Genomic DNA, 11,957 nt, shown 5'->3' with positions numbered 1-11,957 from the left:
GGGCGGCCCATGACTGAATCCGTGCAAAAGCGACGCGAGATGCTGGCCAGCACCCCGCTGTTCTCCGCCATTCCCCCGACCCTGCTGGACGAACTGGCGGTCAAGGCCAAGAGCGTCAAGGTCGATGCCCGCGAGGTGCTGTTCTCCAAGGGCGATCCCGGCGACCGGCTGTATCTGGTGGCCAAGGGGTTGATCCGCATCGGCGTTCTGTCGGTGGAGGGCCGCGAGGTCACCTACGGCATGATCAAGCCGGGCGAGTTGTTCGGCGAGATCGCCGTGCTGGACGGGGGCGTGCGCTCGGCCGACGCCACCGCCATGGAGGCCAGCGAATTGCTGGCCCTGGAGCGCAAGGACGTCAACGCCTTCCTGCAACGCCACCCCATCCAGGCATTGCACCTTCTGACCGTGCTGTGCGACCGGGTGCGGCGTGCCGACGACCTTCTGGAAGACGTGGTCTTCCTGTCGCTGCCGTCGCGGTTGGCCAAGCATCTTCTCATGCTGAAATCCACCCTGGGGAGCCAGACCCAGGCCAAGGGCCCCAGCACCATCCGGCTGTCGCAGCAGGAAGTGGCCGACCATCTGGGCATCAGCCGCGAAAGCGTCAACAAGGTGCTGTCCAAATGGGAACAGGCGGGCATCGTCACCCTGGGGCGCGGTCAGATCACCTTGAACAAGACCCAGGCGCTGGACGATTTCGCCTCGCCGCCGTGAGTTCATTTCTTCTGTGAGCGTCTTCACAGACGCTCCCGGCGCCCCCATCTAGGATGCACCCGTCACATATTTCGAGAAGTCCGTCCCCTCCTCTGAACGAACGAACGGGACCGAGACGGGCCCGAGGGTGACTTTTGGGGCACTACCTCTGGGCAAAAGCCCCCCGGCGCCGTGCATGCGCCGGGGGCTTTTTCATGTTGGATGCGGGAAGGATGCCCGCGCCCCCCGTTTGGAGCGCGGCCGTCCCGGCCGCCAAAGGGTCATATGTTCCGCCCGTCGGGACCGTAGAGCTGCCGCGCCCGCTTCTCGAAGGACGACACCATCAGCTTGACCGCCTCATTGAACAGGGCGCCGATGACGGTCTGCAGCAGCTTGGATTTGAATTCGAAATCCACATAGAAGTCGATCTCGGTGCCGCCGTCTGGCTGGCGGCGGAAGATCCAGTGGTTGTTGAGATGATGGAACGGCCCCTCGGTATAGGTCACGTCCACCCGATCCGGCCCGTTGAGCGTGACCTTCGAGGTGAAGCGCTCGCGGATCAACTTGAAGCCGATCACCAGATCGGCAAAGAACACCTGGCCCTCGCGACGGCGGATGCGCGACGCCACGCACCACGGCAAGAATTCAGGATACTTCTCCACATCGGCCACCAACTGAAACAGCTGTTCCGGCGTATAGGGGAGGATGCGCTGTTCCGCGTGGGTGGGCATTCAGCCTTAAATCCGACGAGCCAATGAGTTCTTCATTGGCGAGGAGTTGCGGGGCGAGGAGTTGCGGGCAAGGCCCGGCGCCGCTCGTGCGGCGGGAGCCAAGGGAGCGGAGCGAGCGCCCGGCGATTGAGGGACAGGTGGATCACGTCAGTGTTCCACCGACATGACTGCGTCGTTGACGTTCGGCGCGCAATGCCTCGAAATCGCGGTCGGCGTGGTGGCTTGAGCGCGTCAGCGGCGTCGCCGCCACCATCAGGAACCCCTTGGCCTGGGCCACGGCGCGGTAATCGTCGAATTCCTCGGGCGTGACGAAACGGTCCACCGCCACATGCTTGAGGGTGGGCTGCAAATATTGGCCAATGGTCATGAAATCCACCCCGGCCGAGCGCATGTCATCCATCACCTGAAGCACTTCCACCCGCGTTTCCCCCAGGCCGACCATGATGCCGGACTTGGTGAAGATGGATGGGTCAGTCTGCCTGACCCTTTGCAGCAGACGCAGGGATTCGAAGTAGCGCGCGCCGGGCCGGATGCCAGGATAGAGGCGCGGCACCGTCTCCAGATTGTGATTGAAGACGTCGGGCTTGGCGCGCGCGATGACTTCCGGCCCGTCGCCCTTGTCGCGGAAATCGGGGGTCAGCACCTCGATGGTGCAGTCGGGCGTCAGGGCGCGGATGCGCTCGATGCAGGCGACGAACTGGGACGCGCCGCCATCGGCCAGATCGTCGCGATCCACCGAGGTGATGACCACATGCTTGAGCCCCATGGCCTTGACCGAGTCCGCCAGATTGTCGGGCTCGGCCTGATCGAGGGCGCCCTTGGGGTTGCCGGTCTTGACGTTGCAGAAGGCGCAGGCCCGGGTGCAGGTGTCGCCCAGGATCATGAAGGTGGCGTGCTTGTGCTTCCAGCATTCGCCGATATTGGGGCAGGCGGCCTCTTCGCAGACGGTGTGCAGGTTCTTGTCGCGCATCAGCCGACGCACCTCCGCCGCCTCTTCCGAGGTGGGGGCCTTGACCCGGATCCAGGCGGGCTTGCGCGGGCTGATCTGGTCCGGCTTGCGGGCTTTTTCCGGATGGCGGAGGGGCTGCGTGTCACTCATGGTTTGGATATCGTCCAGCATTGGGTGCAGGTCAAGGTTTTCTGAACCACGAAGGCGCAAAGGCACGAAGGAACACGAAGAAATCTTTGCGTCTTCTTCGTGCCCCTTCGTGCCTTCGTGGTGAAAATTGCCGATTTAGAAATGCACCGCCCGCCCATAGGCGTCCAGCACCGACTCATGCATCATTTCCGACAGGGTCGGATGCGGGAAGACGGTGTGCATCAGCTCGGCCTCGGTGGTTTCCAGGGTCTTGGCGACCACATAGCCCTGGATCAACTCGGTGACCTCGGCGCCGATCATATGGGCGCCCAGCAATTCGCCGGTCTTGGCGTCGAACACGGTCTTGACCATGCCCTCGGTCTCACCCAGGGCGATGGCCTTGCCGTTGGCCATGAAGGGGAAACGGCCGACCTTGACGTCATAGCCCTTGGCCTTGGCCTTGGCCTCCGACATGCCCACCGAGGCCACCTGGGGATGGCAATAGGTGCAGCCCGGAATCTTCATCATCTCGAGGGGGTGAACATTGGGCAGGCCCTTGATCTTCTCGACGCAGATGATGGCTTCGTGGCTGGCCTTGTGGGCAAGCCAGGGCGCGCCCGCGATGTCGCCGATGGCATAGATGCCCGGCTCGTCGGTGCGGCAATAGGGATCGGTGATGACGTGGGTCTTCTCCACCTTGATCTTGGTGGCTTCGAGGCCGATGTTTTCCACATTGCCGACGATGCCGATGGCGGTGATGACGCGGTCCACCACTACCTCATGGGTCTTGCCGCCCGCCTCGATGGTCACCGTGACATTGGCGGCACCCTTCTTGATGCCCTTGATATTGGCCGAGGTCAGGATCTTCATCCCCTGCTTCTCGAAGCTCTTCTGGGCCATGGCGCTGATCTCGGCGTCTTCCACCGGCAGGACGCGGTCCATGGCCTCGGCCACCGTGACCTGGGCGCCCAGCGCGTTGAAGAAGCTGGCGAATTCGATGCCGATGGCGCCCGAGCCGATCACCAGCAGGCTTTTCGGCATGGTGTCGGGCACCAGCGCTTCCTTATAGGTCCAGATGAACTTGCCGTCGGGCTCGAAGCCGGGCAGGACGCGGGCGCGAGCGCCGGTGGCCAGGATGATATGGGGAGCCGAGATGGTTTCCTTGCCCGCGATGGCGACCTTGCCGCCTCCGGCCAGCTTCGCCGTCCCGTCGATGACGGTCACCTTGTTCTTCTTGAGCAGATGCTTGACGCCGCCCTGCAACTGGGCCGAGACGCCGCGCGAACGCGCCACGATCTTGGCAAGATCGAATGTCGCGCCGGGCGCCGCCAGGCCATAGGACTCGGCATGCTGCATGTTGCGATAGATCTCGGCCGAGCGCAGCAGCGCCTTGGTGGGAATGCAGCCCCAGTTGAGGCAGATGCCGCCCAGATGCTCGCGCTCCACCAGCGCGGTCTTCATGCCCAGTTGGGCGGCGCGGATGGCGGCCACATAGCCGCCGGGGCCGCCGCCGATGACGATGAGGTCGAAGCTGTTATCGGCCATGGGAAGTCTCCTGAATGTCGTTTAGTCGGCAGCGCCGGGGAAGATGAGATTAAGGCGGCCCTCGATTTCGAGGTCATAGGCCTCGGCCAGCCGCCAGACATGCATGCCCAGCAATTCCCGGAAGGCCCCGAGCAACTGGAAGAACACGAAAGTGGGCATCTGGTAGCGCCGACCAGTCCGGCGGTCCCAGGAATCAGCCTCGGAAACATATTTGCGACAAGCCGAGCCGATGGCCGTCAGCAGGTCCAGACCCGGCGCGCCGGGCGGCAGCAACTCTGCGGTATCGGCCACCAGCCGCTTGGCGTCCACCACGGCGCGGTAGCAGCGCTCCTGCTCTTCCGGCAGGACGCCGCGATTGCAGAAGGCGGGATTGTTCTCGATCATGGCCACCAGTCCGGCCAGGGCCGACCGGTCGGCGGCGCTGCCCACCGGGAACGGCGTCGGCGTGAAGCCCGCCGGTCGCGGCAACTCCCTGATTCTCAGCCCCATGACACTGCCTCCCGCTCGTCTTTTCTTCAGGCGCCGATCAGCGGCCGCCATGCTTGTTCGAAGTTGAAATCCAGATCGTGCTCGGCCACGTAGTAATCGACGAAACTGTCGAAATCGCCGTATTCCACATTGATGAAGTTCTCGAAGGTCCGTGCCTTGGCGCGGTAAAGCCCCATGAGATCGAAGCTCCATCCCAGGGCGGAGCGAACCGCCGTCACCACGTCGCCTTCGTCCTTGCCGTCGAACAGGGCGCGCAGCCGCAGCCGATCGGCGCCCTCCTCCACCGGCTCTCCCAATTCCCAAGCCTCCATCATGAGGTCGAGATAAGGAAAGGCGGTGAAGGCCATCACGAATCCGGCGGCCCCATCGGCGCCGGTCAGATCCGCCGATTCCGGCATGCCGCGATAGCGCAGCACCCAGAAGCGGGCCATGGCGTCCACTTTTTCCAGCTCGTCGCGACCGGCGGTGCGGTAAAGGTCCAGCAACCGCTGTCCCCACTCCACCGCCTCTCCGCACAGCCGCGCCCCGATCATGGGGAAGCGGCCGTCGCGGAAATCGGATTTGAGGCTGTCGAAAGCGGCTTTCGCCGCGTTAAGACTCATTTATTCAGCCCCTCATTCGCCGGGCGCGCGCCTCCGCGCGCTTGGCTTTCCTTCGCTAAAGCTCCGGGGCGCGCAATGCGCCCGCGCTCGGGCAAGCCCTCGCTCATGTCCTGCCTCCTAAAGAAGCATGGACAGCGGATCTTCGATCAGCTTCTTGAAGGCGGACAGGAACTCGGCCCCCACCGCGCCATCGACCACCCGATGGTCCACCGACAGGGTGCAGGTCATCACCGTGGCGATGGCGAGGGCGCCGTTCTTGACCACCGGGCGCTGCTCGCCCGCTCCCACCGCCAGGATGCAGCCCTGGGGCGGGTTGATGATGGCGGCGAAATCCTTGATGCCGAACATGCCGAGATTGGAGATGGTGAAGCCGCCGCCCTGGAATTCCTCGGGCTTCAGCTTGCCGTCGCGGGCCTTGGCGGCCAGGGACTTCATCTCGTTGGAAATCTCGGCCAGGCCCTTGTGGTCGGCATGATGGACGATGGGGGTGATCAGGCCGGTGGGAGTCGCCACCGCGACGGACACATCCACGTCGGTATAGCGCTTGATGGCCTCGTCGCCCCAGGACGCATTGGCGGCGGGCACCTTCTTCAGGGCGAGCGCCACGGCGCGGACCACGAAGTCGTTGACCGACAGCTTATAGGCGTCGGACCGGCCGTTGAGGTCGGAACGAGTCTTCAGCAGGGCGTCCAACTCGCAATCGATGGACAGGTAGAAGTGCGGAATGGTGGATTTGGCCTCGGTCAGGCGGCGCGCGATGATCTTTCGCATGGAGGAGTTGGGAATCTCCTCGAAGGCGGGCTCGAACGGGCTGGCGGCGGCGGGCGCCGGAGCGGGCTTGGCGGCGGGCGCGGCGGCGGCAGGCGCGGCGACCGGGACCGGACCGGTCTTGATGGCGGCTTCCACGTCCGACTTCACGATACGGCCGTAGGGACCGGAGCCCTTGACCGCCTTAAGGTCGAGATTGGCGTCCTTGGCGATGCGCTTGGCCAGCGGACTGGCGACGACGCGATCACCGGCGCCCCCCTCACCCCCACCCCTCTCCCGCGAGGGGAGAGGGGCTTGGGGAGCGCGATCTCCCTCCTTCGCCCCTTGCGGGAGAGGGAGGGTTGGGGTGGGTGAGGGGGTTAGGATGGCCGAGGCATCCTCGCCGTCCAGCAACAGGACGGCGATGGGCTGGTTGACCTTGACCCCCGAGGTGCCGCCGGGAACCAGGATCTTGCCCATGATTCCCTCGTCGACGGCCTCGAACTCCATGGTCGCCTTATCGGTCTCGATCTCGCAGATGATGTCGCCGGACTTGACGGCATCGCCTTCGTTCTTGAGCCACTTGGCCAGATTTCCCTCGGTCATGGTCGGCGAGAGGGCGGGCATGAGAATTTGGACAGGCATCTTACATCCCCCCTCTTAACGGCGATAGCAGACGGAACGGGCGGCCTCGGCCACCTGCTCGGCTTGCGGCAGCGCCAGCTTTTCCAGATTGGCGGCATAGGGCATGGGCACGTCGGCGCCACAGACACGGACCACCGGAGCATCCAGCCAGTCGAAAGCCTGTTCCATCATCACGGCGGCGATTTCCGATCCGATACCGGCATAGGCCCAGCCCTCTTCCAGGCTGACGATGCGGTTGGTCTTCTGGACCGAGGCCACGATGGTGGCGGTGTCCAACGGACGGATGGTGCGCAGATTGATGACTTCCGCCTCGATGCCGTCGGCCTTCAGCAGCTCGGCGGCGTCGAGGGCGATCTGCACCATGCGCGAATAGGCGGTGATGGTGACGTGATTCCCGGCGCGCTCGATCTTGGCCCGCCCGATGGGCAGGACGAAATCGGGGTCGTCGGGCACATCGAAGCTCTGGCCGTAGAGCAGCTCGTTTTCCAGGAACACCACCGGATTGGGATCGCGGATGGCGGCCTTGAGCAGACCCTTGGCGTCGGCGGCGCTCCACGGCGCCACTACCTTCAAGCCGGGGCAATGGGCATACCACGAGGCGTAGTCCTGGCTGTGCTGGGCACCGACGCGGCTCGCCGCGCCGTTGGGACCACGGAAGACGATGGGACAGGTCAACTGGCCACCGGACATATACAGCGTCTTGGCGGCCGAGTTGATGACGTGGTCGATGGCCTGCATGGAGAAGTTCATGGTCATGAACTCGACGATGGGCTTGAGCCCGGCGTAACCGGCACCGCAGGCCAGACCGGCGAAGCCCATCTCGGTGATGGGGGTGTCGATCACCCGTTCGGCGCCGAATTCGTCCAGCAGACCCTGGCTGACCTTATAGGCGCCCTGATACTGGGCCACTTCCTCGCCCAGCAGGAACACCGACGGATCGGCCCGCATTTCCTCGGCCATGGCGTCGCGCAGGGCTTCACGCACCGTCTGACGCTTATAGCTGGCATAGACCTTCTCGTCGGCCACGGGCGGCGCCATGGGCGCGGCGGCGGGTGACGCGGCCACCGGAGCTGGCACGGCGAGTGCCACGGCCGGGGCCGGAGCGGCGGTGCTCAGGGAGGCGGCGTCCTCGCCCTCTTCCAGCAGCAGCGCGATGCAGGTGTTGACGGCGACGCCTTCGGTGCCGCCCGCCACCAGGATCTTGCCGATGGTGCCGTCCTCGACGGCCTCCATCTCCATGGTGGCCTTGTCGGTCTCGATTTCGGCCAGCACGTCGCCGGCCTTCACCCTATCGCCCTCGGCCTTGAGCCATTTGGCGAGCTTGCCCTCGGTCATGGTCGGCGACAGAGCGGGCATCAGAATTTGAATCGGCATTGGTTTTACCCCCCTCGCCTCAAGCTTCGATCAGCACGTCGGTCCACAGCTCGGACGGATCCGGCTCGGGACTGGTCTGCGAGAAATCGGCCGCCTCGGTGACGATGGCCTTGACCTCGCGGTCCAGCTCCTTCAGCCCGGCTTCGTCGATGAGACCATCGGCCAGCAGCTTGTCCTTCAGCTGGTCGATGGGATCGTGCTGTTCACGCATCTTGGTCACCTCCTCCTTGCTCCGGTACTTGGCCGGGTCGGACATGGAGTGGCCGCGATAGCGATAGGTGTTCATCTCGAGGATATAGGGCCCCTGGCCCGAGCGCGCGTGTTCCAGGGCGCGGGTGGCGGCCTCGCGCACCGCGATGATGCTCATGCCGTTGACCGCCTCGCCGGGAATGCCGTAGGCGGCGCCGCGCATGTACAGCTCCTGTCCGGCGGCGTGCCGGATGGTGGAGGTGCCCATGGCGTATTTGTTGTTCTCGATGACGAAGACAACGGGAAGCTTCCACAGCGACGCCATATTGAAGCTCTCATAGACTTGGCCCTGATTGACCGCGCCGTCGCCGCAATAGACATGCGCGACGCCGTTGTCCTTGGTGTATTTGTGGGCGAAGCCGAGACCGGTGCCCAGCGGCACCTGGGCGCCAACGATGCCGTGGCCGCCGTAGAAGCGGGCCTCGCGAGAGAACATGTGCATGGAACCGCCCTTGCCCCGCGAATAGCCGCCAGCGCGACCGGTCAGCTCGGCCATCACCCCCTTGGGGTCCATGCCGCAGACCAGCATATGGCCGTGGTCGCGATAGGAGGTGATGCAGGAATCCGTCGGACCCGCCGCCGCCTGCATGCCGACAACCACCGCTTCCTGGCCGATATAGAGGTGGCAGAAGCCATTGATCAGCCCCATGCCGTAAAGCTGGCCCGCCTTCTCCTCGAAGCGGCGGATCATCAGCATCTCGCGGTAATAGCGGATGAGTTCCTCGGAGGTCGGCTCGACCACCCCCCGTTCCTTTTTCTTGGCAGCCATAGGTTCCTCCCACGGACCCGTTTCATCGAACTGACGGGATAGGTAAACCACCCTTCCCTATTTTGCAAGCTGATTTTCACAATAAAACCGTTGTGCTGCAACGCACTCGCGGTAATTAATCGCCAACTAGTTAATTGCGAGCGAATACCGCACTGCAACATTAGACCGTGCTTTAGCACCGCCCGAGCAAACGACGCCCGGCACAACGCCAAAGGCCCCAACAGATGTGGGGCGTCACGCTGAATATGGAAAGGGGAGAGCCGATGAAATTACGACTTCGGCACCAGGGGAAGAAAAGCGCGATGGATCCGTAGGCAGGCGTCTTGCACATCGCAGATATCGCGATGACGGCACCCCTCCGAATCGCCGACCAGCCGCCCCACGACGGAAAAATCACCGCCGTTGATGGCAGACAACACCGAACGAATTCGCGTGGGCAAGCAATTCGCGTCCCGGTTCACCGAACACCACCGCAAGTTATCGATCAATCAGAAGGTATCATCACCCCTATTTCGGGCAATCGGGTAAAGACCTTATGGGGGATCGAATGCGGGCTTTCGCTGACTACAAGGCGCGCTTGCGGTCGAACACGACCACTTCGCCATCACGGCCCATATTGAGCATGATGCGCGCCCGCTCTTCCAGCATATCGGGATCCAGATGATCGGGCCGCAGCAGCAGCACCCGATGCTCCATCTCCTGACGCTCGGATGAAATCTTGGCCAGCCGCATCTCGGCTTCCAGGATTTCATTATTGAGCCGGACATAGGCCAGCACGCCGCGATCACCCTCGACAGTGTGATAAGCGAAATAGGTCACGGCACAAAGCCCGATCAACGGACCAGCAAAATGACCACAGCGGCGGCGAAGTTCTTGTAACATGAGCGGATGGAATCACACCCCGATTCCCGCCGTCAATATGTCAAGACACCAGAGATTCACTTTTTTGGTTCATGAGTCATCACTGTTGCAGAAATGACTCACAATTCGGTGACTTGTGTGAGGAACCTCACAATTTCACTGTGAACGTTATGTGAACATGGGTGTTGGGACTTTAACAGGCGGTAGCCCCCAGGCCGCAGAATATCAGACGCCCCCCTCAATGCCCCCCATGGGACTGATTGTGCAGGCGATCCATCCAGGCCAGCAGGACACCGGAAACAACAAACGCCATGTAGATTCCGACCATCCAGCCAAGATCTTCCTTGCTCTGCTTTTCAAGATCCATGAAGGCCTTGAGGAGGTGGATCCCTGAAATAGCGACGATCGAGGCGATCAGCTTGATTTTGAGTGCGCTGAAATCAACCTTTCCCAGCCAATCCGGACGATCCTCGCTGTCACCGGTATCGATCTTCGAAACAAAACTTTCGTAGCCCGAGAAGATCACGATCATCAAAAGATTTCCCGCAAGGGAAAGGTCAATGAAGGACAGCATCATCAAGATGGTCTGGTTCTCGTTCATCTCCAGAACATGCGGAAGCACGTGCAGGAACTCCTGCATGAACTTGATCAGAAGCATGATTACGGCGCCGATCAGGCCGAGATAGAACGGCGCCAGCAACCAGCGGCTTGCGAAGATCACCTTCTCCAGCGTTCTTTCCACCATGGCCGACGATCCACTCCTAGAGGTATCCTGCAAGAAGTCTCACTCGCGCCCAAAATCACGTCCAGCAAAAATGAAAAAGGGGGCGGAATAGCCGCCCCCTTCTCTTTGATGGTCACCCCGCCCCATCAAGGGGACGGAGGAAGCATGGATGCTACCGGCGCATGATGGCCTTTCCGGCATAGCGGGCGCCCGCGCCCAGCTGTTCCTCGATGCGGATTAACTGGTTGTACTTGGCGATGCGATCGGAACGCGACAGCGAGCCGGTCTTGATCTGGCCGCAATTGGTGGCGACGGCGAGGTCGGCGATGGTGGAATCCTCGGTCTCGCCCGAACGGTGGCTCATGACGGCGGTGTAGCCCGCCTTATGGGCCATGTCGACGGCTTCCAGGGTCTCGGTCAAGGTGCCGATCTGGTTGACCTTGACCAGGATGGAATTGGCCAGGCCCTGGTCGATGCCCATGGACAGGCGGTTGGGATTGGTGACGAACAGATCGTCGCCGACGATCTGCACCTTGGCCCCCAGCGCCTCGGTCAGCAGGGCCCAGCCCTCCAGGTCGTCCTCGGCACAGCCGTCCTCGATGGAGATGATGGGGTACGCGTTCACCAGCTTGGTGTAGAACTTCACCAGGCCCTTCTGGTCGAAGGTCTTCTTGGCGCCTTCCATCACGTACTTGCCGCCCTTGAAGAACTCGGACGAAGCGGCGTCCAGGGCCAGCATGATATCCTCGCCCGGCTTGAAACCGGCGGTCTCGATGGACTTCATGATGAAGTCCAGCGCCATCTCGGCGCTCTTCAGGTTGGGGGCGAAGCCGCCCTCGTCGCCCACATTGGTGTTGTGACCGGCGTCCTTCAGGGTCTTCTTCAGGGCATGGAACACCTCGGCGCCCATGCGGATGGCGTCGGCGCAGGTGGGCGCGCCCACCGGCATGATCATGAATTCCTGGATGTCGATGGGATTGTCGGCATGGGCGCCGCCATTGATGATGTTCATCATGGGCACCGGCAGGATGGAGGCGAAAGCGCCGCCCACATAGCGGTAGAGCGGCAGCCCGGCTTCCTCGGCGGCGGCCTTGGCGGCGGCCAGCGAGACGCCCAGGATGGCGTTGGCGCCCAGGCGCGACTTGTTGGGGGTGCCGTCCAGGTCGATCATGGTCTTGTCGATCACCACCTGATCTTCCACGTCCATGCCGGACAGGGCGTCGTAGATCTCGCCGTTGACCGAATCCACCGCCTTCTGGACGCCCTTGCCGAGATAGCGGCCCTTGTCGCCATCGCGCAGTTCGCAGGCCTCGTGGACGCCGGTGGAGGCGCCGGACGGCACGGCGGCGCGGCCATAGGCGCCGGTCTCCAGCACCACGTCCACTTCGACGGTGGGATTGCCACGGGAATCAAGGATTTCGCGGGCGTGGATATCGATAATGGCGGTCATCGG

At 63.0% G+C, this 11,957-nt stretch carries 12 protein-coding genes; 1 reads left to right on the top strand and 11 read right to left on the bottom strand.

The genetic code is table 11. The features are described 5' to 3' along the window. The first annotated feature begins 9 nt into the window (after positions 1 to 9). Positions 10 to 711, top strand: a complete 702-nt coding sequence (locus tag CU669_RS06890; RefSeq protein WP_239988583.1) for a Crp/Fnr family transcriptional regulator — start codon at positions 10 to 12, stop codon at positions 709 to 711. A gap of 260 nt (positions 712 to 971) precedes the next feature. Here the strand turns inward: CU669_RS06890 and CU669_RS06885 are convergent, their stop codons facing one another. The 11 genes from CU669_RS06885 to eno all read right to left on the bottom strand — a co-directional run bounded on the left by CU669_RS06885 (position 972) and on the right by eno (position 11,954). Next, a complete protein-coding gene (locus tag CU669_RS06885; RefSeq protein WP_112143099.1) occupies positions 972 to 1,421 on the bottom strand; it encodes a type II toxin-antitoxin system RatA family toxin in 450 nt (149 codons plus the stop codon). Positions 1,422 to 1,563: 142 nt separating this feature from the next. Continuing rightward, positions 1,564 to 2,580 carry a lipoyl synthase gene (lipA, locus tag CU669_RS06880; protein WP_456095305.1) on the bottom strand — a complete coding sequence of 339 codons (1,017 nt, stop codon included), beginning with the start codon at positions 2,578 to 2,580 and terminating at the stop codon, positions 1,564 to 1,566. Between the two features lie 75 nt (positions 2,581 to 2,655). Further along, positions 2,656 to 4,044, bottom strand: coding sequence for a dihydrolipoyl dehydrogenase (lpdA, locus tag CU669_RS06875; protein WP_112143098.1), 1,389 nt, complete (start codon positions 4,042 to 4,044; stop codon positions 2,656 to 2,658). A 21-nt stretch (positions 4,045 to 4,065) separates the two neighbouring features. Then, positions 4,066 to 4,533, bottom strand: coding sequence for a hypothetical protein (locus tag CU669_RS06870; protein WP_112143097.1), 468 nt, complete (start codon positions 4,531 to 4,533; stop codon positions 4,066 to 4,068). A gap of 26 nt (positions 4,534 to 4,559) precedes the next feature. Continuing rightward, positions 4,560 to 5,135, bottom strand: coding sequence for a hypothetical protein (locus tag CU669_RS06865; protein ID WP_112143096.1), 576 nt, complete (start codon positions 5,133 to 5,135; stop codon positions 4,560 to 4,562). A gap of 117 nt (positions 5,136 to 5,252) precedes the next feature. Beyond that, positions 5,253 to 6,527: a pyruvate dehydrogenase complex dihydrolipoamide acetyltransferase gene (locus CU669_RS06860; protein WP_112143095.1), complete on the bottom strand. Its 1,275-nt coding sequence runs from the start codon at positions 6,525 to 6,527 to the stop codon at positions 5,253 to 5,255. A 15-nt stretch (positions 6,528 to 6,542) separates the two neighbouring features. After that, complete coding sequence (locus tag CU669_RS06855; RefSeq protein WP_112143094.1) at positions 6,543 to 7,901, bottom strand: pyruvate dehydrogenase complex E1 component subunit beta; 1,359 nt, start codon at positions 7,899 to 7,901, stop codon at positions 6,543 to 6,545. 19 nt (positions 7,902 to 7,920) lie between these two features. Next, positions 7,921 to 8,919 carry a pyruvate dehydrogenase (acetyl-transferring) E1 component subunit alpha gene (pdhA, locus tag CU669_RS06850; RefSeq protein WP_112143093.1) on the bottom strand — a complete coding sequence of 333 codons (999 nt, stop codon included), beginning with the start codon at positions 8,917 to 8,919 and terminating at the stop codon, positions 7,921 to 7,923. Positions 8,920 to 9,483: 564 nt separating this feature from the next. Then, on the bottom strand, positions 9,484 to 9,738 hold the full coding sequence (locus tag CU669_RS06845) for an FtsB family cell division protein (protein ID WP_239988582.1): 255 nt from the start codon (positions 9,736 to 9,738) through the stop codon (positions 9,484 to 9,486). Between the two features lie 280 nt (positions 9,739 to 10,018). Beyond that, positions 10,019 to 10,525 carry a TIGR00645 family protein gene (locus CU669_RS06840; protein ID WP_112143091.1) on the bottom strand — a complete coding sequence of 169 codons (507 nt, stop codon included), beginning with the start codon at positions 10,523 to 10,525 and terminating at the stop codon, positions 10,019 to 10,021. 151 nt (positions 10,526 to 10,676) lie between these two features. Then, entirely contained in the window at positions 10,677 to 11,954 is a 1,278-nt protein-coding gene (gene eno / locus CU669_RS06835; protein WP_112143090.1) for a phosphopyruvate hydratase, read from the bottom strand. Positions 11,955 to 11,957 lie beyond the last annotated feature (3 nt).

This window comes from Paramagnetospirillum kuznetsovii (assembly GCF_003284725.1).
Taxonomy (GTDB): domain Bacteria; phylum Pseudomonadota; class Alphaproteobacteria; order Rhodospirillales; family Magnetospirillaceae; genus Phaeospirillum; species Phaeospirillum kuznetsovii.
Note: the sequence above shows the minus strand (reverse complement) of the source record. Positions and strands in the feature narration are given on the sequence as shown.

What these genes read in the sequence shown, in the direction of transcription:
- CU669_RS06890 (WP_239988583.1), top strand. Translation starts at nt 10, where the DNA reads ATGACTGAATCCGTGCAAAAGCGACGCGAGATGCTGGCCAGCACCCCG.
- CU669_RS06885 (WP_112143099.1), bottom strand. Translation starts at nt 1,421, where the DNA reads ATGCCCACCCACGCGGAACAGCGCATCCTCCCCTATACGCCGGAACAG.
- lpdA (WP_112143098.1), bottom strand. Translation starts at nt 4,044, where the DNA reads ATGGCCGATAACAGCTTCGACCTCATCGTCATCGGCGGCGGCCCCGGC.
- CU669_RS06870 (WP_112143097.1), bottom strand. Translation starts at nt 4,533, where the DNA reads ATGGGGCTGAGAATCAGGGAGTTGCCGCGACCGGCGGGCTTCACGCCG.
- CU669_RS06865 (WP_112143096.1), bottom strand. Translation starts at nt 5,135, where the DNA reads ATGAGTCTTAACGCGGCGAAAGCCGCTTTCGACAGCCTCAAATCCGAT.
- CU669_RS06860 (WP_112143095.1), bottom strand. Translation starts at nt 6,527, where the DNA reads ATGCCTGTCCAAATTCTCATGCCCGCCCTCTCGCCGACCATGACCGAG.
- CU669_RS06855 (WP_112143094.1), bottom strand. Translation starts at nt 7,901, where the DNA reads ATGCCGATTCAAATTCTGATGCCCGCTCTGTCGCCGACCATGACCGAG.
- pdhA (WP_112143093.1), bottom strand. Translation starts at nt 8,919, where the DNA reads ATGGCTGCCAAGAAAAAGGAACGGGGGGTGGTCGAGCCGACCTCCGAG.
- CU669_RS06840 (WP_112143091.1), bottom strand. Translation starts at nt 10,525, where the DNA reads ATGGTGGAAAGAACGCTGGAGAAGGTGATCTTCGCAAGCCGCTGGTTG.
- eno (WP_112143090.1), bottom strand. Translation starts at nt 11,954, where the DNA reads ATGACCGCCATTATCGATATCCACGCCCGCGAAATCCTTGATTCCCGT.